Source organism: Mesorhizobium sp. P2_C5_2 (assembly GCF_056404535.1).
Window position 1 is genome coordinate 183,111 of the sequence record NZ_JBFUDV010000003.1, and the last position, 23,215, is coordinate 206,325.

At 62.9% G+C, this 23,215-nt stretch carries 19 protein-coding genes and 1 tRNA gene; 9 read left to right on the top strand and 11 right to left on the bottom strand.

Annotation, left to right across the window (positions count from 1 at the left end):
- Positions 1–4: 4 nt before the first annotated feature.
- On the bottom strand, positions 5–1,831 hold the full coding sequence (locus AC1D1B_RS12230; RefSeq protein WP_477332440.1) for an alginate lyase family protein: 1,827 nt from the start codon (positions 1,829–1,831) through the stop codon (positions 5–7).
- A gap of 496 nt (positions 1,832–2,327) precedes the next feature.
- Here AC1D1B_RS12230 and AC1D1B_RS12235 point away from each other — a divergent pair, with 496 nt between their 5' ends.
- A complete protein-coding gene (locus AC1D1B_RS12235) occupies positions 2,328–2,534 on the top strand; it encodes a hypothetical protein (RefSeq protein WP_477332442.1) in 207 nt (68 codons plus the stop codon).
- Between the two features lie 103 nt (positions 2,535–2,637).
- Entirely contained in the window at positions 2,638–3,405 is a 768-nt protein-coding gene (locus tag AC1D1B_RS12240) for a Stf0 family sulfotransferase (RefSeq protein ID WP_477332444.1), read from the top strand.
- A 78-nt stretch (positions 3,406–3,483) separates the two neighbouring features.
- Here AC1D1B_RS12240 and AC1D1B_RS12245 read toward each other — a convergent pair.
- A tRNA-Val gene (locus AC1D1B_RS12245) sits at positions 3,484–3,558 on the bottom strand.
- 116 nt (positions 3,559–3,674) lie between these two features.
- Positions 3,675–4,037 carry a cell cycle two-component system response regulator CpdR gene (cpdR, locus tag AC1D1B_RS12250; protein ID WP_023671195.1) on the bottom strand — a complete coding sequence of 121 codons (363 nt, stop codon included), beginning with the start codon at positions 4,035–4,037 and terminating at the stop codon, positions 3,675–3,677.
- Positions 4,038–4,201: 164 nt separating this feature from the next.
- Between cpdR and AC1D1B_RS12255 the strand changes: the two genes are divergently transcribed.
- Both AC1D1B_RS12255 and hisN read left to right on the top strand, forming a co-directional pair.
- Positions 4,202–5,143, top strand: a complete 942-nt coding sequence (locus AC1D1B_RS12255) for an N-formylglutamate amidohydrolase (protein ID WP_181057444.1) — start codon at positions 4,202–4,204, stop codon at positions 5,141–5,143.
- A gap of 336 nt (positions 5,144–5,479) precedes the next feature.
- On the top strand, positions 5,480–6,253 hold the full coding sequence (gene hisN / locus AC1D1B_RS12260) for a histidinol-phosphatase (protein ID WP_477332446.1): 774 nt from the start codon (positions 5,480–5,482) through the stop codon (positions 6,251–6,253).
- Positions 6,254–6,266: 13 nt separating this feature from the next.
- Here hisN and AC1D1B_RS12265 read toward each other — a convergent pair whose 3' ends face one another.
- From AC1D1B_RS12265 to AC1D1B_RS12280, 4 genes are all read right to left on the bottom strand, one after another.
- Positions 6,267–7,097: a helix-turn-helix domain-containing protein gene (locus tag AC1D1B_RS12265; RefSeq protein ID WP_477332448.1), complete on the bottom strand. Its 831-nt coding sequence runs from the start codon at positions 7,095–7,097 to the stop codon at positions 6,267–6,269.
- Positions 7,098–7,206: 109 nt separating this feature from the next.
- Complete coding sequence (locus AC1D1B_RS12270) at positions 7,207–7,443, bottom strand: DUF1127 domain-containing protein (RefSeq protein ID WP_477333301.1); 237 nt, start codon at positions 7,441–7,443, stop codon at positions 7,207–7,209.
- Between the two features lie 3 nt (positions 7,444–7,446).
- The gene (locus AC1D1B_RS12275) at positions 7,447–7,617 is read right to left on the bottom strand and encodes a hypothetical protein (RefSeq protein WP_477332450.1); all 171 of its coding nucleotides are present in this window, start codon (positions 7,615–7,617) and stop codon (positions 7,447–7,449) included.
- 169 nt (positions 7,618–7,786) lie between these two features.
- Positions 7,787–8,746, bottom strand: a complete 960-nt coding sequence (locus tag AC1D1B_RS12280) for an alpha/beta fold hydrolase (RefSeq protein ID WP_477332452.1) — start codon at positions 8,744–8,746, stop codon at positions 7,787–7,789.
- Positions 8,747–9,208: 462 nt separating this feature from the next.
- Between AC1D1B_RS12280 and AC1D1B_RS12285 the strand changes: the two genes are divergently transcribed.
- On the top strand, positions 9,209–9,676 hold the full coding sequence (locus AC1D1B_RS12285; protein WP_112396611.1) for an Hsp20 family protein: 468 nt from the start codon (positions 9,209–9,211) through the stop codon (positions 9,674–9,676).
- A gap of 158 nt (positions 9,677–9,834) precedes the next feature.
- Positions 9,835–10,587 carry a sulfite exporter TauE/SafE family protein gene (locus AC1D1B_RS12290; protein ID WP_477332454.1) on the top strand — a complete coding sequence of 251 codons (753 nt, stop codon included), beginning with the start codon at positions 9,835–9,837 and terminating at the stop codon, positions 10,585–10,587.
- Here the strand turns inward: AC1D1B_RS12290 and AC1D1B_RS12295 are convergent.
- Complete coding sequence (locus tag AC1D1B_RS12295; RefSeq protein ID WP_477332456.1) at positions 10,584–11,480, bottom strand: MBL fold metallo-hydrolase; 897 nt, start codon at positions 11,478–11,480, stop codon at positions 10,584–10,586. The genes AC1D1B_RS12290 and AC1D1B_RS12295 overlap by 4 nt on opposite strands.
- A 9-nt stretch (positions 11,481–11,489) precedes the next feature.
- The gene (locus AC1D1B_RS12300; protein ID WP_477332458.1) at positions 11,490–12,539 is read right to left on the bottom strand and encodes a threonine aldolase family protein; all 1,050 of its coding nucleotides are present in this window, start codon (positions 12,537–12,539) and stop codon (positions 11,490–11,492) included.
- 498 nt (positions 12,540–13,037) lie between these two features.
- Here AC1D1B_RS12300 and gltB point away from each other — a divergent pair, with 498 nt between their 5' ends.
- Together gltB and AC1D1B_RS12310 are read left to right on the top strand one after the other, a co-directional pair.
- Positions 13,038–17,792, top strand: coding sequence for a glutamate synthase large subunit (gltB, locus tag AC1D1B_RS12305; protein WP_477332460.1), 4,755 nt, complete (start codon positions 13,038–13,040; stop codon positions 17,790–17,792).
- Positions 17,793–17,933: 141 nt separating this feature from the next.
- Positions 17,934–19,388 (top strand): glutamate synthase subunit beta, encoded by a 1,455-nt coding sequence (locus AC1D1B_RS12310; protein WP_477332462.1) that lies wholly within the window; start codon positions 17,934–17,936, stop codon positions 19,386–19,388.
- A 143-nt stretch (positions 19,389–19,531) separates the two neighbouring features.
- On the opposite strand, the gene AC1D1B_RS12315 is transcribed toward AC1D1B_RS12310, so the two are convergent.
- Together AC1D1B_RS12315 and AC1D1B_RS12320 are read right to left on the bottom strand one after the other, a co-directional pair.
- Complete coding sequence (locus AC1D1B_RS12315; RefSeq protein ID WP_477332464.1) at positions 19,532–20,737, bottom strand: SGNH/GDSL hydrolase family protein; 1,206 nt, start codon at positions 20,735–20,737, stop codon at positions 19,532–19,534.
- 104 nt (positions 20,738–20,841) lie between these two features.
- A complete protein-coding gene (locus AC1D1B_RS12320; protein WP_477332466.1) occupies positions 20,842–22,065 on the bottom strand; it encodes a lytic murein transglycosylase in 1,224 nt (407 codons plus the stop codon).
- Positions 22,066–22,272: 207 nt separating this feature from the next.
- Between AC1D1B_RS12320 and galU the strand changes: the two genes are divergently transcribed.
- Positions 22,273–23,178, top strand: coding sequence for a UTP--glucose-1-phosphate uridylyltransferase GalU (gene galU / locus AC1D1B_RS12325; RefSeq protein WP_477332468.1), 906 nt, complete (start codon positions 22,273–22,275; stop codon positions 23,176–23,178).
- Positions 23,179–23,215 lie beyond the last annotated feature (37 nt).

The window sequence follows — 23,215 nt, forward strand, 5'->3', positions numbered from 1 at the left end:
TCCATCACTGCCTTCGCCAGAACCAGAACGGTGCGATGCCCTGGTCGGGATGGAAAAGCGATCTCCCGGCGCTGACATCGGCAAGCGCTGCCGTCGCGGGGTCGTGGCATGCGAGATCGAACAGCAGTGGCTGAGCCAGATCCCGGTCGATGGTCTCAATGTCTTGCCTGCCAATATCGGCTGCAAACCGGCGCAGCGCGGTGACCAGCCCCTGTCCCTCGGCGGCCTGGTGCCGCCACAGGTCGTCGCCGACCGACGACAAGACGCGCGCCAGCGCTGTCCAGCCCTGCAAGGCGAACATGGCGTCGTGCAGGCTGGACGTTTCGTTCAAGAGCGAGCCGTCGGCTGCGATCTCGGCCGCCAGCCTTTCGCGGGCGTGGAGGCGGACCCTGGCCAGCGTTGCGCCGTCGTTCAGAAACATTGCGATCGATGCCCGCTGCAGATCGCCGACCACGCCGTGATTGCCAAACTCCGTCGCCGGTGCCGTGACCAGCCATTTGCCGTAGCCGCCAAGCCAGGTCCGTAAGTCCTCCCGTTCCTGCCCGGTCAGCGCCCCGGTCCGCTCGACAAGGCGGACGGCATCGAGGAAGAAGTGGAGATCACCGAGCTCGAAGACACCGTGCTTTGCGCGAGACGGGTTCATTCTTGTGTCGGGGGCGATGAACCATGCGCGGATCCGTCGCGCGGCATCAACGGCAAAGCGCTGCTCACCGAGCACCGTCGCCGCCAGCGCCAGCACGGTGATGTCGTACAGGGCATGGCGCAGGCGGGTAGGATCGCCTGCTTGATGGAGATCGGTGCCATGAGCGAGGGCGAGCACCTCGCTGGCGGCAGTTTCGAGATGGCGGTGAAGCTCGGCGTCAGGGTTTCGGGATGCCGTGGCAAGGGCAGCGTCGTCGTAAAAAACCAGGCGCGACGGGTCAAGCCTGGCTGTGGTCGCCAGGGCATCGCAGCGGTCGATCATATCGACGATCGCTTCGTCGCGACTGGTCCTGCGGGCGAGGAAACCGGCCTTGCCGATTTCCAGATGCGAGCGCCCGGAATCCAGGCGCGCCACCCAGCCGGCCTTGTGGAAAAGCCCGGCATCGGCGGCCAGCGACGGGCGTGGGAAATCCCACGGGTCGTCGCGGAAGCGGTCCCACGGCCCGGGGACGCCCAGCCGCCACAGCATTTCAATCTTGGGCCGGCGGCCATAGGCATAGTTTTCGTCGAACAGTTCGGTCGTATCGGCGCGGAAGATGATCTGGGGCTCCTCCCCGGCCGGCGGTTTGAAATTCTCGTCGAGCAGAGCCAGGTTTTCGACGATGCGCGCCATCGGCACGATGACATAGGGCAGATACGGCCTTCCCTCGATTGCGCGGCGTATTTGCCGGAATGCCTGCTCAGTCAGATAACAGTTTCCGTCCCACGGCATCAGCCACTTCGCTCGCTCGCGGGCGATCTCGAGCGCTTTGTTGCGGGCGCCGTTGTTGTTCATCAGATAGCGGTTCTTGCTGCGCCTGATGAGCGTTTCATAGCGCGCCGTGAGCTCGGCCGATTGGTCGGTTTTGCCGGAAAACCGGAGCTCTTTTGCCGCCAGGCTGTCGATGTCCCACGCAATCCGGCCATAGGCCTCGAGGTCGAAGGGGATGCGTAGAAACCTCTGGCCGCGGTCTTCCAGCAGCCTGACGATGCGGGCCTCTTCATCTGGATCGGCTATCCGGTTGACGATCCAGAACTTGTCGCAGTCGGGAAAGGTGGGCTCATTGTCCAGGATGAAGCTGGCATTGTCGAAGGACTGGCCTTTGCGGTGCCGCGGCTCGAGATCGTTGCCAATGATGCGGACGAGCATGAAGCTGTCCTTCGCCGTCGCAATCGGCAAAGCAGGGTATGCGTCGCGCGCCGCCCCGATGCGAAGCCTGACATCGCGCCTGTGTTCGAGCGTTCGCTTTGCCGCAACCAGCATGCCGCCAGGGCTCGAGCCTGGCGATTGGAGATATTTCCTCGCCCGTTTGAGCTCAAGGTAGATCCGTTGCCAGGCCGACTTCCGCGCCGCCGGAATTGACGTCATAGCCACCCGCCGGAGCGGGCGCGCCAATGGTCGGCGATCATCGACCATCCTGATCTAGTCATTCGCATTGTTCCCCCCGAACATCGCGTCTGTTCCCAGCCTTAAAGCCATCGCGCCCGGTCGTCACGACTGAAAATTTGTTCGGGCATTGGCGTGCCCGCTCACCAGCCTGCGCCGGGAGCGCTTGGCCGGCAATTTCAGTTTGCTCGTGAACCATTTCGTTGCCGCACGCGACCAAGCGCTGTGTAGCAAACGCGGTCCATCAAGGAGAACATTCATGTTTATCACTTCAAGAAACGTTATTCTCGCCGCCATCGCCGTCTCGGTGCTGGCGGGGTGCCAGACGGCACCGCCGAGGGAATGCGAGAAGACCAAGCCTGGTGTCACCTACAACGGCAAATGCTGCGGCATCGGCGCCCCGTGCCGTGAAGGCGACAACACCCCTCATGACAAGCCCGACAGGCCCGATCCGCGGCCGCAATGATCCGGCCGAGAGGCCTCGCCGTCCCGGCTCGCGCCGGGGCGGTTTTTGCATTGCTGAATTGGCAAGGTGGACTCGGCGGTGATCCCGTTGGTATCTGTCATACATGCCGATCAGCCCGCCCACAGGTTGGAAACCTCCAGGCAAGACGCTCATTATCGCGACCTTGCAGCGATCCGGCAGCACGCTTCTTTGCGAAAAGATGCGCAGCACGGGAGTGTTGGGGAATCCGGAAGAATATTTCAACCGGGAAGAGAAGACCCCGACCGTCGAGCGTTGCGCCCGTATTGCCGCCAGCGCTACCCCAAACGGGGTGGCCGCAACCAAACTATTTCCGTCCCATTTCTATGAGCTAAGCAGGGATATCAGGCTTACAGAGTGGTTTCCTGACCCGGGGTGGATATACCTTGAAAGACGTGATCGGCTCGGTCAGGCAATTTCCTGGGCGAAAGCGTGGCAGGACGGCGCCTGGACCAGCAAGACTGCTGCGGTGAAAAAAGCCGAGTACTCGGCGTATGGCATCGACTTCGCCCTTGCCCAGATAGCCATCGGCACCGGTCGCTGGAATTCGTTTTTTGCCAGGACGGGGATCGAACCGCTCCGTCTTTTCTACGAAGACACGCTTGATGATTTCGACAGCATCAGCCAGCGCATCGGCCTGCTGGCGGGGTTGGATGCTCCCGTGCCTCGCGAGGGCAAGGTGAGTCTCAGGCCGCAGCGAAACGAGGAAAGCGACGAATGGCGGCGGCGGTTTCTTGCCGAGTCCGCTAACCCGGATGATTTCGACAGGCCGATTGTCCGGCTTCGCAAGCGCAGAAGGTCCAAATGGATGTTCTGGAGGAAATGGTTCCGCGGCGCCGCCGCCAAACGTTGATCTTGCGCCATGGCGGAGCCATGAACAGTGAGTTCCGATGAGCGCGTGCGGAACAAATCAAGCCGATTTTGGTCTGGATGGTGGGCGTGACAGGGATTGAACCTGTGACCCCTGCAATGTCAATGCAGTGCTCTCCCGCTGAGCTACACGCCCATCCGAAGCCGCGCATACACCATTTTTGGTCCAGCGCGTCAATAGCCGGAAAAAGGAAAGAAAGGTTCGTTTTGTCGCGCCGCCAGGCAGGCGGACCGGATCGCACTGGGCGTGCTTCAGGCGGCCTGCAGCATTTTTTCGACCTCGTTGACGAGATCGCGCAGGTGGAAGGGCTTCGACAGCACCTTGGCGTCTTTCGGCGCCTTGGAATCGGGGTTGAGCGCGACGGCCGCGAAACCGGTGATGAACATCACCTTGAGGTCGGGGTCGATCTCGGTGGCGCGGCGGGCGAGTTCGATGCCGTCCATCTCCGGCATGACGATGTCGGTCAGCAGCAGGGAGAAGGGTTCCTCGCGCAGTCGCTCATAGGCGCTGGCACCATTGTCGAAATCGCTGACATGGTAGCCGGCCCGCTCCAGTGCCTTGACCAGGAACCGGCGCATGTCGTCGTCGTCTTCCGCCAGCAGAATGCGTGCCATCTTATCCCGTCCGAATCACCCCACCCAAGCCTGCCGTCCGGCAAACCCGTTAACCATCCTGTATATGAGGAGGTGACGGTAAACATCAAGTGAACGCTGGCGGCATTAATCCTGATTTGACGGGGTTCCTGGCATGCCGAAATGCTGGACATGCGGACGATGAGGTGGCAGTTTCCCATCATGATGCATTGCTGTTTCCGGGTTCGTTCAAATTGACGACGGCAGCCGAGGATTTTTCGGTCGTTCCACCCTTCGAAATCCGATCGGGCGCCGAGCAGCGCGTTCCCTTCGTCTTCAACTCGCCGCATAGCGGCCGCTATTATCCCGATCGTTTCCTGGCCATGGCCAGGCTCGACCGCAACGCCATCCGTCGTTCCGAGGATTGCTATGTCGACGAGTTGTTCGGCGGCGCGGTGGCGCTCGGCGCGCCGATGTTGGCAGCGAATTTTCCGCGCGCCTATCTCGACGTCAATCGCGAACCCTGGGAACTCGACCCGCGCATGTTCGCCGAGCCGGTGCCGTCCTTCTGCAACATCCGCTCGGCTCGCGTCGCCGGCGGGCTCGGCACCGTGCCCAAGCTGGTGGGGGAGGGGCTCGACATCTATTCCGGCCGCTTGCCGCTGGCGGAGGCCGTGCAGCGCATCGAGGCCGTCTACAAACCCTATCACGAGACGCTGAAGCGGCTTTTGACCCGAACCCATGCCAGGTTCGGCTATGCCGTGCTGATCGACTGCCATTCGATGCCGGCGAGCATCAGGGTGGGCGACAGCGGCTTGCGGCCGGATTTCATCGTCGGCGACCGTTTCGGTATCTCGGCCACGGCTGCGCTGACCGAGACAGCGATCGGCCTGCTGATCGGCATGGGCTATACCGTCGCCCACAACAAGCCTTATGCCGGCGGCTTCATCACCGAGCATTACGGCCGGCCGGCGCGCCACCTCCACGCGCTGCAGATCGAGGTCAATCGCGGGCTCTACATGAATGAACGGACGTTCCAGAAATCGGCTGGTTTCGATGCGCTGGCCGACGATATGGCGCGCTTTTCGGCCGACCTGATGGCGATGCCCGATCACCATTTCATCGATCTGCCGCTGGCTGCCGAATGACGCCGGAGCGGCGGCTATTCATGAGATTCCGCGCCAGCCTGCCGCAGCGTAAAAAAAGACCGCATCGCTTGCACGACACGGTCGAAGTCTAGGGAGGAAACGCCCAAGGAGGGCATGGACAGGAAAACCTGTCCGACAACAAAGTTATTGTGCGATGCACAAATGTCAACCGACTCCACGCTTTTTTAATTCACTCTGATGTGGAAATTGCGTTTGGATGGCGTCGACGTGACATTTTGGCAACAATTATCTCACTGATAAATCGATAAACTGGCTTGTTTTGGCGCAAAAGTGTCGGCAGACCGGCTCAGGCACTCTGCAATGCGGGAGAATCAGGTGGACATCAGCATCGATTTCATGCGCCGGATCGCGCAAGCGGCGGCGGCTGAAACCTTGCCGCGTTTCCGCGCGCAGGGCGCGGTGGCCAACAAGGAAAAAGGCAGTTTCGATCCGGTCACGGAAGCCGACCGCGAGGCCGAGCGTGCCATCCGGGCGCTGATTTCAGCCGAGTATCCCGATCACGGCATTCTCGGCGAGGAACATGGCAGCGAAAACATTTCGAGCCGGCATGTCTGGGTGATCGATCCGATCGACGGCACGCGCGCCTTCATCTCCGGCCTGCCGGTGTGGGGTACATTGGTCGGACTCACAGTCGACGGTGACGCTGTCGCCGGCATGATGGCTCAACCTTTCACCGGCGAGTTGTTTTACGCCAACGCTTCCGGCTCCTACTATGAAGGCCCCGGCGGCCCGCGGAAGCTCTCGACCCGCAAGACGAAGAAGCTCGACGAGGCGACCTTGTTCACGACCACGCCGGCGCTGTTCAAGGGCGAGGCGCGCACGCGTTTCGACAAGTTCGAAAAAGAGGTGCAGCTCGTTCGCTACGGCGCCGATTGCTATGCCTTCGCCATGATTGCCTCGGGCAGCGTCGACATCGTCGCCGATCCCGGATTGAAGCCTTACGACATCGTGGCGCTGATCCCGATCATCGAAAAGGCTGGCGGCGTCGTCACCACTTTCGAGGGTGGCCCGGCGGAGAAAGGCGGCGACATACTGGCCGCGGCGACGCCGGAACTCCACGCGGCGGCGATGGCGGCCCTGCGCGGCTGACATTTCGACCCGGTCAGCGCGGCTTGATCGAGCGCTGGAATTCCGCCGGCGTGCGCCCGTAGACCTGCCTGAACGCTGAACTGAAATGGCTGTGGCTGGAGAAGCCAAGGTCCATGCCGAGCGTCGTAAGATTGTCGTAGCGACCAAGCAGGTCGAGTGCACGCGCCAGGCGCAGGCGCAGATGATAGCGGTAGAGTGGCATCGCCTCGACCTGCTGGAAAACCTGCGTGAGATAAACCGGCGATACGCCAACTTCGGCGGCGATCTCGGCCAACGTCCAGCGCCGCGACAGGTCCGAGGACAGGACAAGCTTGGCGCGATCGACCAGCTTCTGCCGGCCAGCGCTGGCGCCGGCGGCATGGGAGGTGCGCTCGCCGAGAGAGCGCCGCACCAGCGTCAACGCCAGGGTTTCGGCTTCAAGAGTTTCGGCAATGTTGCGGCTCAGGCTGTGGCGTAGCACCGCCACCAGCGCCTGCGCCCGCGGATCGATGCGGCGGCGCTGGCGACGAAACGCCAACGCACTGCCGGAGCGCAACTGCTCCTTCGGCGTCAGTTCCTGCAGCTGCGCCTCATCGATGACGAGATCGAGACAGGAATCGCCACCCTCGACAGGGTGGCTGATCCGGTAGGGCTCCGCTTCATTGAAGAACAGCAACTGGTTGGCTTCGGCGACCGCATCGTTGCGGCCGACATGGCGCACGAAGACACCGCGATAGGGAAACACCAGATGCGTGGCCGCGGTGCATTCTTCGTCGCTCCTGTGCCGGCATTCGCCGCTGCAGACGACGTCCCGCACCCTGACAGTGCCGGTGTCCAGAAGCGTCTGTATCGTGAATTGGGACATGGCCGTTGCATTCCCCGTTGCACCGAAAGCTATCCGGTACTTTAGGCGACTGGCCCGTCCAAACCTGTCAGGAGACTTCACCTGTCAGCGCGTTTGCAACGGCCATAGCTCAATCCCACAAATGGCGCATGTATTCGCAGTGGGCTTCGCCGCGCGACAAGCCAATGTCCTTGAGCTGCTCGTCGGTCATTTCGAGCAAGGCAAGGCGGCTTCGGCGCCTTTCCAGCTGACGGCCGATCCAGTTGGCGGCTGCAATGCCTTGTGTTCGCAAGGACCGCCAGAAGGTCGTGGATCGGGTTGTAGGTGCCTGTGCCAGGTGCACCATCGTTGCATGATTGGGGCGCATCACTCAGACCTCCCGGTTGCCGACCACTGAGGCGCCGGCCACAGAAGCCCCGGCTTCGTTCAGCGCAATCGCGCATTCCTCGCAGCAGACCTCGACGGTCTTGCCGCCGACCTTGACGCGGATCGGGTTGGCGTCCAGCTGGCAATCGCAGGCAGCGCAGGTTTTCTCGGTCATGATGTCATCTCCTTTGGCGTTCAGTTCTACGCGGAGAGATGAGCATTCCGGGGCGGCACCAGCTGTCAGAATCTTTAGCTCTTTGCGTGCTGGCGGCGCTGCCGGGCGGTCCTCCTGACAGAAGGCTGTCAGCAGGCGCGAACTCGACGCGCCGCACCCTGCGGCGGCATCACGCGGTGGGGTCGTCGTTGCCGGGAATGAAGGCGTCGAAGGCAGCGAGCAACTGCTCGCGATAGATGTCAGCCTCCTGCAGGATCTCGTGCTGGGCGCCATCGATCATCAGCAGCGAGCCGAGGCGCAGATGCCTGGTGTAGGCTTCCACGGCCTTGGTCGACACGACCCGATCGGCGCCGGCGGCGATCACCAGCAGCGGCACCTGGATTCTGGCCATGAAGTCCGGCTCGCTGATGACCTCAGCTGCCTTGATGGCGGCCTGCAGCCAGCGGATCGTCGGGCCGCCGAGCGCCAGTTGTGGATAGTCCTCGTAGATTTTCGTGTTGCGCTGATAGCGCTCAGGGTCCGATGTCACCTTGTTGACGGCAAAGGGCAGGGGCTGCCTGGGTCTAGGCCCCCAGGCGGCATAGAGCCGGCCAAGGCCGAGAAAGCACAAGAGCGAGCAGACGCGGCGCACCGTTTTTACAGACAGCGGAAAATCGGGCACCGTCAGGAAAGGCGCGATCAGCACCATGCGGCGCACCCGGTTGACCATCGACGGCGCGGCGAGCAGCGCAATCACGGCCCCCGCCGAATGGGCGAGGATGTAGTATGGGCCGCGGCAGTCGGGCAGCACAATGTCCTCGAAGAACTGCTCGAGGTCGCCGGTGTAATCGTAGAAACTGCGGACATAGCCACGTTGCGGGTCGCGGATCAGCCGGTCCGAACCGCCCTGGCCGCGCCAGTCAAGCGTGGCGACGCCGAGGCCGCGATCGGCAAGGTTGCGGATGGTTTCGAAATATTTCTCGATGCACTCGTTGCGGCCGGGCAGCAGGACGACGGTGCCCTTCAGCGGCCGGGTGACCGCGGCAAAAAGGCCGTAGCGGATCTTCTTGCCGTCGCGCGTGGTGAAGAAGCCGCCGGCGACATTTTGCGGCGGCGGATTGCCTGGGGTGGGATGGAAGAGGTCCGTCATTCGGCGCTTGCGTCTTCGTGGTGTCTCACCCGGCAGGGCGTCGGCATGGTGATAGACGCCAATGGGCCAAAAGCAAAGGGAGGGGCGCCAAGGGGCGGACGAACAACGAGTAAGGCCGGAAGCAGCCTGCGGCGGCGTGCTTCCGGCCTCTGTCGATCCGGGAGGAAGGGACGTTACACCCGGTTCGGCCTCGTCGCGGCGCCTTCATCCGGCGCCGCCTGGTTCTTTATTCTGGCTGCACTCTAGCGCCGGCCGGCTGAATGGGCGCCGAAGCGGCGGTTCATCTGCCGTTCATAGACGCCTCGATTCACAGCTCTTCAAAAATCCTTGAAATGCGCTTTTGCGCTCCCCAAATGTCGGAGGCAGTCGCCGATGTCGGGGCTGCTGGTCCAGCCGAAACGCCTTTCACAGGGTTTCGCACCGGCCACACGCAAACCATGTTGCTCAACAGGAGAACACCTCATGCGTCACGTTGATTTTTCCTCGCTCCATCGCTCGACCGTCGGCTTCGACCGTCTCTTCACCATGCTCGATAGCCTTGCCCAGCCCGATAGCGCGCAGACCTACCCGCCCTACAACATCGAGCGCACCGGCGAGAACGCCTATCGCATCTCGATGGCGGTTGCCGGCTTCTCGGATGAAGAGATCTCGATCGAAGCCCATCGCAACGTGCTGACCGTCAAGGGTGAGCGCAAGGAAGAGGGCAATGGCGAAGGCTCCGAGCTGCTCTATCGCGGCATCGCCTCGCGTTCGTTCGAGCGCCGCTTCCAGCTTGCCGACCATGTCGAGGTTGTGGGCGCGACGCTGAAGAATGGCCTGCTCTTCGTCGACCTCACGCGCAACATCCCCGAGGAGCTGAAGCCGCGCAAGATCGCGATTACTGCGAGCTCCGAGAAGGCCAAGCAGATCGAGGCCAAGCACGCCGCGTAATCAAGACGGCGGCGTAATCGCCCAAGGATAGAAGCGTCTCCTCCCGAGACGAAAGCGGCGCCGCAAGGCGCCGCTTTTTTGTTGCGCCGGAGCCTCTGTCACCCCAACCGAAGAGTTCTGGCTCTTTTGGAAGGGGCGCCGTCTTTCCATGAAGGGCGATGTCTGATTTCTCCTTGACCCTGACGGCCACCATTGCCGTCACCTTCCTGCTGGCTGGCATCGTCAAGGGCGTTACCGGCATGGGCCTGCCGACGCTGGCGATGGGGCTGCTGGGCACCATCATGCCGCCGGTCGCGGCGGCCTCGCTGCTGATCGTGCCATCCTTCGTCACCAACATCTGGCAGCTGTTTGCCGGACCGAGCTTCGCCTCTATCCTCAAGCGGTTGTGGCTGATGATGATCGGCATCGTTGCCGGCACGCTGGCCGGCTCGTGGCTCTTGGCCAGCGACAACGTCAAATGGACGACCGCCGGCCTCGGTGCGGCGCTGATCATCTATGCCGCCTATACGCTGCTGGCGCGGCAATTGACGGTCCCGGTGTCGGCCGAGCGCTGGGCGTCGCCCATTGTCGGTTTTCTCACCGGGCTCGTGACCGGCGGCACCGGCGTGTTCGTGGTCCCTGCCGTGCCCTACATCCAGGCGCTCGGCCTGAGCCGCGACGACCTGATCCAGGCGCTCGGCCTGTCCTTCACGGTGTCGACCATCGCGCTTGCGGCCGGCCTTGCCTCGCATGGCGCGTTCCAGGTGGAGCATATCGCCATGTCGTCGCTGGCCGTCCTGCCGGCCTTGCTCGGCATGTGGCTGGGACAGTTGCTCCGGCAGCGGATCAGCCCGGCGACCTTCCGGCGCTGGTTTCTTATTTTCCTGATTCTGCTTGGCCTGGAGCTCTTGCTTCGACCGTTCCTTGCCTAGTGATCGGTACCGGCTGCGAGAACGGCCTCGACGTTTTGCCGGTGAACAGGCTCGTATAGCGCGAAGTACTCGACCGCACCGGTGGCGAACATGTCGGCGCCGAAGGTTTTCAGATCCTGCTTCGCTAGATCCGGCTCGTGCCGGCAGCGGAGCAGTTTCTGGACATAGGCTTGTGTCGCGGCGATGAGGCCTTTGTCGTAGCCGCCTCGTTCAATCGCTTCGAGCGAACCGTGATTGGGCAGGATGCGGTCTATCGGCCAGCTGGCCATGCGTTCGAGATCCACCAGATGTTGCGCCAGCCGATCCGCCTCGCTGACATAGGTGATCGGATCCTCCAGCGTATCGCCCGCCAGCAGCAGGCCGTTCCCAGGCATGAACAGCACCGTGCCGTCATGGCTGTGGATCTCGACCTGGCGCAATTCGACGGCGATCGATCCAACGGTAAGGTCAAGGCTGCCTTCGAAGGTCCTGTTCGGCAGCACGAGCGGCTTGATCGGCGGAACGCCGCCTTCTATCTCAACCCGATTGTTCGCCAGCGCCGAGGCCGTGAGCTTATTGGCGATGATCTCGCAATCCTGAAACACCTCGTTGCCGGCAATGTGATCGTCATGCCAGTGGCTGAGCACGACGCGGATCGAGCTGACGCCCATGGCTTCGAGCGTCTGCCTGATAGAGCGCGCATGGGGCAGCGAAATATGCGTGTCGTAGACAAGCGCCTGCGGCCCGTCGACGATCGCATAAGTGCAGATGCCTAGCGCATAGGCGCCATCATCCAGCCAGTTCGGCTCGTCCGACCAGGCGCGAACGCCGTCGATGCGGCCGTCGTAGAAACCGAGCACGTTTGGCGCCGGGCGAACCAGCCGCATGGTCGAGCCGAGGGGAGGTCTGGTCATCGGAAAAGCTCAGGTGATCATGTGGCCGAGGTGGTCGACTTCTTCAGCGGTCGTCGCGAAGCTGGCGACGAAGCGGTAGATCGCTTCATTGTCGCCGAGATGGCCGTCGAAGCTCTGCGGCACGCCCCATTCATAGAATTTGGCACCGTCGCCTTGCATTTTTTCCGCCTTGGTACGGTCGAGAATGGCGAACACTTCATTGGCCTGCGGCAGCCAGGCCAGCCGGCCGGACGGCGCATCCTCGATCGTCGCCGCCAGCCTTGCGGCCATCGCATTGGCGTGGCGTGCCATCCTCAGCCACAGATCGTCGGCAAAATAGGCCTCGAACTGAGCCGAGATGAAGCGCGCCTTGGAGAAGGTCTGCCCGGCGCGCTGGCGAAGCAGGCGCAGGTCGCGCGCCACGTCGGGGTTGAGGACCACGACCGTGTCGGCCATCCAGCAGCCATTCTTGGTGCCGCCGAAGGAGATGATGTCGACACCGCTCTTCCAGGTCATTTCCGCAGGGCTGATGTCCGTCGCCGCAACGGCATTGGCGAAGCGCGCGCCGTCCATGTGCAGCGGCAGCTTGTGACGGCGGGCCACCTCGGCGATCGCCTTGATATCGTCGACGGTGTAAACGGTGCCGACTTCCGTCGCCTGGGTGATTGTCACCGCCATCGGCTGTCCGGCAGGGACGAGATCCCGCGAATAGCGCTTGATGGCCCCGTCGAGCGCCTGCGGATTGATGCGCCCCAGAGATCCCGGGACCGGCGACATGCGCGCGCCGCCGGTGTAAAAACCCGCGGCGCCGAATTCATCGACATTCATATGCGCTTCGGCATGGCAGAAGGCGACGCCGCCGATCCGGTTCAATGACGCCATCGACAGCGCATTGGCCGCCGTGCCGGTGGCGACGAAGAACACCGCGACCTCGCGCTCGAAAATCTCGTTGAAGCGCTTGTAGACGGCGCGGTCGAGGTCGCCGTCGCCATAGGCGGTGGCGATGCCGGCAGCATGGCGGGTCAGGTTGGCCGAGATATCGGGATGGACGCCCGCCCAGTTGTCGGATGCAAAGAACATTCGGAAAAGTCCATGGCTGATTGCGAAAAGGAGCGCGACCATGGCCGCTTCGGGGTTTGACGCGCAAGGGCCAAGGGCTGAAAAAGCGGTAAAGCCAGAGACCGATCACGAAGGCGTGCGGGGACCGAAGTTTTCGTTTTGGCGGGACGTTGCGTAATTTTCTGTCGCCAAACGCCCAAGATTTTTGTGAATCGGTCTTGTGCGCGCGCGGGATTTCTGCCATAAAAATTTAGGACAGTAGTGCTGTCTTATTTTGTCGCACAAGTCAGGCTGGATTGGCGTATCATTTGGGCCACTCCGGCCGTTGCCGCGAGCGACGGGTAGACGGCTCGGCTGTGGCCTGTACGATACCGGATACGAACCGGCGGCGCACCGCTCGGTTCGCCAAGGATTTCGCAAGACGTGCCGCAAGAATGAGAGCGGAAGCCAGTCGCTTCCCAAGGTAGACCAGCGCCCCAAATGCTAGACGTGCAAGGGGCCGGAACGGAGGACAGGACGATGACGGAACTGACGCCATCTGCGATCACCGGCCAGGCCGCGCAGACGAAAGCGGCAGCCGTTAAAAATACCGTTCTGACCAATACCGGGCGAACCACCAATGGCGGCCGAACCACCAATGGTATGACCGCGCAGGGTCTCTATGATCCGCGCAACGAGCATGACGCCTGCGGCGTCGGCTTCATCGTCAACATGAAGAACGTCAAGTCGCAGCAGATCGTCAAGGACGGGCTGTTCATGCTCGAAAACCTGACGCATCGCGGCGCTGTCGGCGCCGATCCGCTGATGGGCGACGGCGCCGGCGTGCTGGTGCAGATCCCGGACCGTTTCTTCCGCGAGGAGATGGCGGCGCAGGGCGTCGAACTGCCGCCGACGGGCCAATACGGCGTCGGCCACTGGTTCATGCCGCAGGACGCGGCGCTGCGCGCCCATATCGAAGACATCATCGCCGAATCGGCGCAGTCCGAAGGGCTGCCGCTGCTCGGCTTCCGTGACGTGCCGGTCGACAATTCGTCGCTGTCGAAGGCGCCTGATATCGCGGCATCCGAACCGTTCCATCGCCAGGTCTTCATCGGCCGCACGGCCGACATTACCGACGACGAGGAGTATGAGGCCAGGCTGTACCTGCTGCGCAAGGTCATTTCTGGCCGCATCTACGCCGAGAACAACAACAGGGATATCGGCGCGTACTGCGTGTCGCTGTCGGCGCGTACCATCGTCTACAAGGGCATGTTCCTGGCCTACCAGGTCGGCGCCTATTACAAGGATCTGTCGGATCCGCGTTTCGAGACGGCGCTGATCCTGGTCCATCAGCGTTTCTCGACCAACACTTTCCCGTCGTGGAAGCTGGCGCATCCCTACCGCATGGTCGCGCATAATGGCGAGATCAACACGGTGCGCGGCAACAACAACTGGATGGCGGCGCGCCAGGCCTCGGTCGATTCCGAGCTGTTCGGCAACAACATCTCCAAGCTGTGGCCGATCTCCTATGACGGCCAGTCCGACACCGCGTGCTTCGACAATGCGCTCGAATTCCTGTTCCAGGGCGGCTACAGCCTCAGCCACGCCATGATGATGCTGATCCCGGAAGCCTGGGCCGGCAACAAGCTGATGGATGCCGACCGCAAGGCTTTCTACGAGTACCATGCAGCCCTGATGGAGCCGTGGGACGGGCCGGCCGCGGTCGCCTTCACCGACGGACGCCAGATCGGCGCCACGCTCGACCGCAACGGCCTGCGCCCGGCGCGCTACATCGTCACCGATGACGACCGTGTCATTATGGCCTCGGAAGCCGGCGTGCTGCCGGTGCCGGAGGAGAGGATCGTCAGGAAGTGGCGGCTGCAGCCCGGCCGCATGCTTTTGATCGACCTCGCCAAGGGCCGCATCATTTCCGACGAGGAGATCAAGTCGGAGATCGCGACCAGGCATCCCTACAAGACCTGGCTCAACAACACGCAGCTGATCCTCGAGGACCTCAAGCCGGTCGAGCCGCGCGCGCTGCGCAAGGATGTCAGCCTGCTCGATCGCCAGCAGGCGTTCGGCTACAGCCAGGAAGACACCAAGCTGTTGATGTCGCCAATGGCGACCACCGGCCAGGAAGCCGTGGGTTCGATGGGCACCGACACGCCGATCTCGGCGATGTCGGACAAGTCGAAGCTGCTCTACACCTATTTCAAGCAGAACTTCGCCCAGGTCACCAACCCGCCGATCGACCCGATCCGCGAAGAGCTGGTGATGAGCCTGGTGTCCTTCATCGGGCCGCGGCCGAACATCTTCGACCTGGTCGGCAATTCGCGCCGCAAGCGGCTCGAAGTGCGCCAGCCGATCCTGACCAATGGCGATCTGGAAAAGATCCGCTCGATTGGTCATACGGAAGACCGCTTCGACACCAAGACGATCGACATCACGTACGGGTCGAGCGAGGGCGCCGCCGGCATGCAGGGCGCCGTCGAACGTCTGTGCGAGCGCGCGGAAGCAGCTGTCGCCGGCGGCTACAACATCATCATCCTGTCCGACCGGCAGGTCGGTCCCGACCGCATCGCCATCCCGGCATTGCTGGCGACGGCGGCGGTGCATCACCATCTGATCCGCAAGGGGCTGCGCACCGCGGTCGGCCTGGTCGTCGAATCCGGTGAGCCGCGCGAAGTGCATCATTTCTGTTGCCTTGCCGGCTATGGCGCCGAGGCGATCAATCCTTACCTCGCCTTCGACACGCTGCTCGACATGCACAAGCGCGGCGAACTGCCGGCGGAGGTCGACGCCTACGAAGTCGTCTCGCGTTACATCAAGTCGATCGGCAAGGGCATCCTCAAGGTGATGTCCAAGATGGGCATCTCGACCTACCAGTCCTATTGCGGCGCGCAGATCTTCGACGCCATCGGACTGAAGTCGGATTTCGTCGAGAAGTATTTTACCGGCACCGCGACGCTGATCGAAGGTGTGGGCCTGGACGAGGTCGCGGCCGAGACGCTCAGCCGCCACACCGACGGCTTTGGCAACGATCCGGTGCTGCGCAACAGCCTCGAGGTTGGCGGCGAGTACATGTACCGCATGCGCGGCGAAGCCCATATGTGGTCGCCCGACGCCGTCGCCACCTTGCAGCACGCCGTGCGCCAAGGCTCGTGGGAGACGTTCAAGGAGTATTCGGCGCAGATCGACAGCGAGACGGCCCGCGCCCAAACCATACGCGGCCTGTTCAGGATCAAGCTGGCGGAGGAGACCGGCCGCAAGAAGGTGGCGCTCGACGACGTGATGTCGGCGGCCGACATCGTCAAGCGCTTCTCGACCGGGGCGATGTCGTTCGGCTCGATCTCGCGCGAAGCGCACACCACGCTGGCGCGCGCTATGAACCAGATCGGCGGCAAGTCGAACACCGGCGAGGGCGGCGAAGAGGCCGACCGTTATCTGCCGCTGCCCGGCGGCGGCAAGAACCCCGAACGCTCGGCAATCAAGCAGGTCGCCTCGGGACGGTTCGGCGTCACGGCCGAATATCTCGTCAATTCCGATGTCATGCAGATCAAGGTCGCGCAGGGCGCCAAGCCCGGCGAGGGCGGTCAGCTGCCCGGCCACAAGGTCGACGCGACCATCGCCAAGGTCCGGCACTCGACGCCCGGCGTCGGCCTGATCTCGCCGCCGCCGCATCACGACATCTATTCGATCGAGGATCTGGCGCAGCTGATCTACGATCTGAAGAACGTCAATCCGGCGGCTGATGTCTCGGTCAAGCTGGTGTCGGAAGTCGGCGTCGGCACGGTTGCGGCGGGCGTCGCCAAGGCGCGCGCCGACCATATCACCATCTCGGGCTATGATGGCGGCACCGGCGCGTCGCCGCTGACCTCGCTCAAGCATGCCGGCAGCCCGTGGGAAATGGGCCTTGCCGAGACGCACCAGACTCTGGTGCTGAACGGCCTGCGGTCGCGCGTCGCGCTGCAGGTCGATGGCGGCCTGCGCACGGGTCGTGACGTCATCATTGGCGCCTTGCTCGGCGCCGACGAGTTCGGCTTCTCGACCGCGCCGCTGATCGCGGCCGGCTGCATCATGATGCGCAAGTGCCATCTCAACACCTGCCCGGTCGGTGTCGCGACGCAGGACCCGGTGCTGCGCAAGCGCTTCAAGGGCACGCCCGAGCATGTCATCAACTTCTTCTTCTATGTGGCAGAAGAGGTGAGGGGGCTGCTGGCCGAGATGGGCTACATCCATATCGACCAGATCGTCGGCGACAGCGACCTTCTGGAAAAGCGCGAGATGATCCAGCACTGGAAGGCGCGCGGGCTCGATTTCGGCAAGATGTTCTTCAAGCCGGATGCGCCGCACGAAGCGATACATTGGACGGAGCGGCAGAAGCACCCGATCGACGACGTGCTCGACCGCAAGCTGATCGAGCTGGCGAAGCCCGCGCTCGAGAGCAAGCAGCCGGTCAAGATCGAGGTCGACATCCGCAATGTCGATCGTTCGGTGGGCGCCATGCTGTCAGGCGAAGTCGCCAAGCGCTTCAGGCACAAGGGCCTGCGCGAGGACACGATCCAGGTGAAGCTGACCGGCACTGCCGGCCAGTCCTTCGGCGCCTTCCTGGCGCGCGGCGTCTCGTTCGATCTCGTCGGCGCCGCCAACGACTATGTCGGCAAGGGCCTATCGGGCGGACGTATCGTCATCCGGCCGCCGGAAGAATCCAGGATCGTCGCGGCGGAATCGATCATCGTCGGCAATACGGTTCTCTACGGCGCGACCGAGGGCGAGGCCTATTTCGCCGGTGTCGCCGGCGAGCGGTTCGCGGTGCGCAATTCCGGCGTCGCCGCCGTCGTCGAAGGTGTCGGCGACCATGGCTGCGAATACATGACCGGCGGCATCGTCGTCGTCATCGGCCAGACCGGCCGCAACTTCGCCGCCGGCATGTCGGGCGGCGTCGCCTATGTGCTGGACGAAGCCGGCGACTTCGCCGCGCGCTGCAACATGGCGATGGTCGAGCTGGAGCCGGTTCCGGAAGAAGACGATCTGATGGAGAGGCTGCTGCACCATGGCGGCGACCTCGACCACAAGGGCCGCGTCGACGTCTCCGGCGACATGACCACCCATGACGAGGAACGGCTCTACCAGCTGATCTCGAATCACGTCCATTTCACGGGTTCGGTGCGCGGCCGCGAGATCCTCGACGACTGGACGACCTTCCGGCCGAAATTCCGCAAGATCATGCCGGTCGAATACCGCCGCGCGCTGATCGAGATGGAACGCATGCGCATGGGCGTGGCTGCGGAATAGGCTTTTGAGACTTGCCGGGAGGCGCAGGCTTCCCGGCTGAACTTTCAGCGACAGTTTGACCTCGGATGCAAGGTTGCCATGGCTGCCTCAAGGGGTTAACGGGTGCGAAAACCGCACCATCTGGACAGCAGGAACTGGACTATGGGCAAGGTAACAGGCTTTCTCGAAATCGACCGGCAGGTGCACAAGTACCAGCCGGCCTCCGACCGCATCCGGCATTTCCGCGAGTTCACGCTGCCGATGTCGGACAAGGAGGTCGAGAAACAGGCCGCACGCTGCATGGATTGCGGCATTCCGTTCTGCCATGGGCCGACCGGTTGCCCGATCCACAACCAGATCCCCGACTGGAACGACCTCGTCTACAATGGCGACTGGGACAATGCGATCCGCAACCTGCATTCGACCAACAATTTCCCCGAATTCACCGGCCGCATCTGTCCCGCACCCTGCGAGGAAGCCTGCACGCTGAACCTCGAGGACATTCCGGTCGCCATCAAGACGGTTGAGCAGGCGATCGCCGACAAGGCTTACGAGACCGGCCATATCCGGCCCTACCCGCCGGAGAAGAAGACCGGCAAGCGGGTCGCCGTCATCGGCTCCGGCCCGGCCGGCATGGCGGCCGCGCAGCAGCTCGGCCGCGCCGGGCACGAGGTCAGTGTCTATGAGCGTGAGAGCCGTCCCGGCGGGCTGATGCGCTATGGCATCCCGGACTTCAAGATCGAGAAGCACTATATCGACCGCCGTATCGAGCAGATGCAGGGCGAGGGCGTGACTTTCCGTTGCGGCGTCAATGTCGGTGTCGACAAGCCCGTGGCAGAGCTGCTGGCCGAATACGATGCGGTGCTCTATTGCGGCGGTTCGGAATCGCCGCGCCCGGCCAACATTCCTGGCGACGATCTCGGCGGCGTCTATGATGCCATGCCCTATCTGGTGCAGCAGAACCGCCGCGTCGGCGGCGAGCCGATCCAGTCGGTGGCGTGGCCGTCGCATCCGATCATCGCCGGCGGCCAGCATGTCGTCGTTGTCGGCGGCGGCGATACCGCGTCCGACTGCGTTGGCACCGCTTTCCGCCAGGGCGCGGTGCGGGTCACCCAGCTCGACATCCGCCCGCAGCCGCCGGAGAAGGAAGACAAGCTCTCGGTCTGGCCCTATTGGGCGACCAAGATGCGCACCTCGTCCTCGCAGGCCGAAGGTGCCGAGCGTGAATTCCAGGTGGCGACGCTTGAGTTCATCGGCGAAGAGGGCCAGCTGACCGGCGTGAAATGCTGCGAAGTCGACGAGAAGCGCAAGCCGATCGCCGGCACAGAATTCGTCATCCGCGCCGATCTCGCCTTCATCGCCATCGGCTTTGCCGGTCCGGCTGCCGTGGGCGTGGCGAAGGAGCTGGAAAGTGAGATGAAGATCACCACCGACAGCCGCCGTTCCAGGAACGTCGAAGCCAACGATCGCGACTACAAGACCAGCGTCGACAAGCTCTATGCCGCTGGCGACGTGCGCCGCGGCCAGTCGCTGGTGGTGTGGGCGATCCGCGAAGGCCGCCAGGCGGCCCGCTCGATCGACGAGGCGCTGATGGGATCGACCGTCCTGCCCCGCTGAGCCCGTTTGGAAACTCTACTCCTGCGGCCATCTGAAGGCGTTTTCTGCCCTTCCGGTGCTCGCGTACGCAAATGTACGCTCCGCTCCGGTTCTCGAAAACACCATCATATGACTCGCATGAGCGAGTTTCGAAACGGCCTCACTTAGCGGTTGATCGCGGTCGTCGTATCCGTCGCCGCAGCTGCCTTCGGCGGCCAGGAGAAATCGTCGGCGCGGCCGGGTGACGCCTCGGGGGCCTTGCCTTCGAGGATGAGTTTTTCGCCCGGCAGATCCGGGTTAGCCGCTGGCGCTGCCGCGGCGCCGAGCAGTTCGGTGCCGCCATCGAGCGCCGGATCGTTGAGCAGCATCGGAACGGTGCGGTCGACCACGATGGGTGCGGCGGGCAGCGACGGCGCTTCGACCGGGGCGCCGGCGGGTGCGGCAGCCGTCACCACGCTTCCTGGCGCTGCCAGGCCGAGGATCTTGGCCAGCGACTTTTCAGTGTAGAAGGCGAGCTTGCGCTTGCCGGCTTTCGAGACGTTGATACCGTCATCGGAGCGCAGCCGCACGGCTTGGCCGTTAATATCGGGGCCGGTCGAGACAAAGGCGCCGTTCTCGTCGACGAACCCGTCCCAGACATCGACGAATTCGCCGCCATTCTTCTCGGCGGCCGAGTGGTAGATGTCGTTGAAGGCCAGCATGTCGGAGGTCATCTTCGGCGCCTTGAAGGCCGGCATGCCAACCCACAGATACGGCACTTTGGTCGACGCCAGCGCCTTGCCGAACGCCTCGGTCCGGCGTTCGTACTCCTTGGTCCAGTTCTCGGAACGCGGCTGTTCGCGCACGTCGTTGACGCGCATCTGCTGGCGGTCGTTGGAGCCCAGCATGACGACCACGGCGGCCGGCTTTTCGGTCTCGATCAGCGATTTGACCTGTTCGGGCCAGTTGTAGACATCGTCGCGTACGAAACCCGAGGAGCCGTTGGCGCGCTCGATGATCCTGACGGCAGGGTTCGCGGCAAAGGCGGTATCCAGACCCTCGGCGAGGCCGCTCGCCATGAAATCGCCGATCACCAGGACAACGCGGGAATCCGGAGCCTTCTCCACGATCGGCACGGCCGGCTCACTGGGAGGGCGCGGCTTTCTCTTGGGCTTCGGCTTCGCCTTCTGGATGTCGAGCGGCGGCTCGATGCGCTCGCTGCGGCGCGGGAACAACAGGTCGCGCAGCGACCAGCCGCGGTTCTGCGGTTGTTCCTGGGCCAAAGCTGGTGTGTGGAAAGTGCCGGCTATTCCCGTCGCCAGGACGACGATGGCCAGAATGAGGATCGGCAAGCGGAAAACGATCACACGGATACGCGCTGCCGAAACCAAGCTCCCTCTCCATCCCTAGGTGCATGGCCCCTCGGAGGGATCATGCACAGATCCATGCTACAGCGTCCCTTGCGCGTCGCAAATGCGCGGCACCGCAGCTGGCCCTATTTCTTTCTGAGCCATTTGAGCACTTCCATGCTCGGATACCCATCCTGGGTCAAGCCGACCGTTGCCTGATAGGTCATGATAGCAGTTTTCGTGCCGTCACCGATCTTGCCGTCGAACTTGCCGTCGTAAAGCCCGTGCTGCGAAAGCCGCTTCTGCAACTCCTGCCTTTCCTCGAAGGACAGTTTGGTGAAAGGCCGCTTCCAGTCCTGCACCAGACCACTAGAGCCGGCGATTTCGTCGGCAAGAAGGCCGACGGCAAGGGCATATTTGTCAGCGTTGTTGTAGGCCTTGATGACGGAGAAGTTCTTGATCATCAGGAAGGCCGGTCCGCCGCGGCCGTCCGGCACTTTAAGCGTCGCCTTGTCGGTTGCGTTCTTGAATGGCTTGCCATTGGCCCTGGCGACGCCGAGCGCCCGCCATTGCGCCAGTGTCTTCGAGCCGGCGGGCAGTTTGCCGGCCGGAATGGTGACCTCGTAGCCCCATGTCTTGCCGCCCTGCCAGCCATTCTTCTTCAACAGATTGGCTGATGTCGCCAACGCATCGGGGATCGAGTTCCAGATGTCGCGCTTGCCGTTGCCGTCCATGTCGACGGCATAATGCTGGTAGCTGGTCGGGATGAACTGGGTCTGGCCCATGGCGCCGGCCCAGGAGCCCATGAGGTGGCTTTCGTCGATGTCGCCGGTCTGCAGGATCTTCAGCGCCGCGACGAGTTGGGTGCGGGCGAATTTCGACCGCTTAGGGTCGCCATAGGCGAGCGTCGCCAGCGAGCGGATGACATTGCGCATGATGTCGTCGCGCTTGAGGATCTCGCCATAGTTGGATTCCATCGACCAGATGGCGAGCAGGATGTAGCGATCGACGCCAAACCGCGCTTCGATCCGGTCCAGCCAGGGCTTCCATTTCTTGGCCATCTGCTGGCCGACGGCAACGGACTGGTCATGGACGCGGTTGTCGAAATAGTCCCAGGCCGGTGCGGTGAACTCAGGCTGGGTGCGGGCTTTCTCCAGCACCACAGGGTCGGGTTCGTTGATGCCCCGGAAAGCCTGGTCGTAGACCGCGCCGGAAACGCCGCCCGCCACGGCGGTGGCGCGGAAGCCGGCGACCCATTGCCGGAAACCGGCATCGGCATAGGCCGGCCCGGCCGGCATCAGCAAGGCGAGCGAGAGGCTGGCCGCCGTCATGACGCTGGTAAAAAGTTTTGCGGCATTGCGAACGGACATCTTTTCCCCCTTCTCTATCTCAGGAAAGACCATTCATCGCCGAACCGGGTTAGGAATTAGTTTACCATAGGTGCCGTGGGGAACGAAAAGACACGTCGATGCTTTAGGCACTGGAAGTTCTCACCAGCAGCTCGTAATCCTCGATTTCGGCGTGAAAATGTCTCGAAACGGGATTGCGGAGCAGGCAATCAAACGGATAATTGACGTATGAAGCGAGTTCGCAAGGCAGTTTTCCCGGTCGCCGGTCTCGGCACGCGGTTCCTCCCGGCCACCAAGGCCATCCCCAAGGAAATGCTGACCGTCGTCGACCGGCCGGTCATCCAATATGTCGTCGATGAGGCACGCGAAGCAGGCATCGAACATTTCATCTTCGTCACCGGCCGCAACAAGGCGGTCATCGAAGACCATTTCGATATTCAGTTCGAGCTCTATGACACACTCGCCCAGCGCGGCAAGGACGAGCAACTGGCCCGCCTGCAGCGGCTGCAGCCGGCGCCGGGTCAGACCTCGTTCACCCGCCAACAGGTGCCGATGGGCCTCGGCCACGCCGTCTGGTGCGCGCGCGAACTGGTCGGCGACGAGCCCTTCGCGCTTCTCTTGCCCGATATGATCATGCAATCGGAAAAGAGCTGCATGAAGGCCATGGTCGAACTCTACGAGGAGACCGGCAACAACATCATCGCCGTGCAGGAATGCGATCCGGCCGAAACCCACAAATATGGCATTGTCGGCCGCGGCGAGGATACGCATCACGGCTTCCGCATCACCGAGATGGTGGAGAAGCCGAAGACCGGCACGGCGCCGTCCAACCTCTACATCAACGGCCGCTACATCCTGCAGCCCGAGATCTTCAAGATCCTCGAAAGTCAGGAAAAGGGCGCCGGCAACGAGATCCAGCTCACCGACGCGATGCTGAAGCTGGAAAAGCAGCAGCCCTTTTTTGGCTACCACTATCAGGGCCGCACTTTCGATTGCGGTTCGCCGGAAGGGTTTGTCGAGGCCAATGTCGCCTTCGCGCTGTGGCGCAGCGACATGAACGAGAACATGGCCGGCGTCATCCGCACGCTGCTCGACGAGATGAAGCCTTCCGAACGTCGCGGCGCTGCTTTTTAGTACGCTATTCGTTGTCAGGAGCAGAGCGGAGAACCAA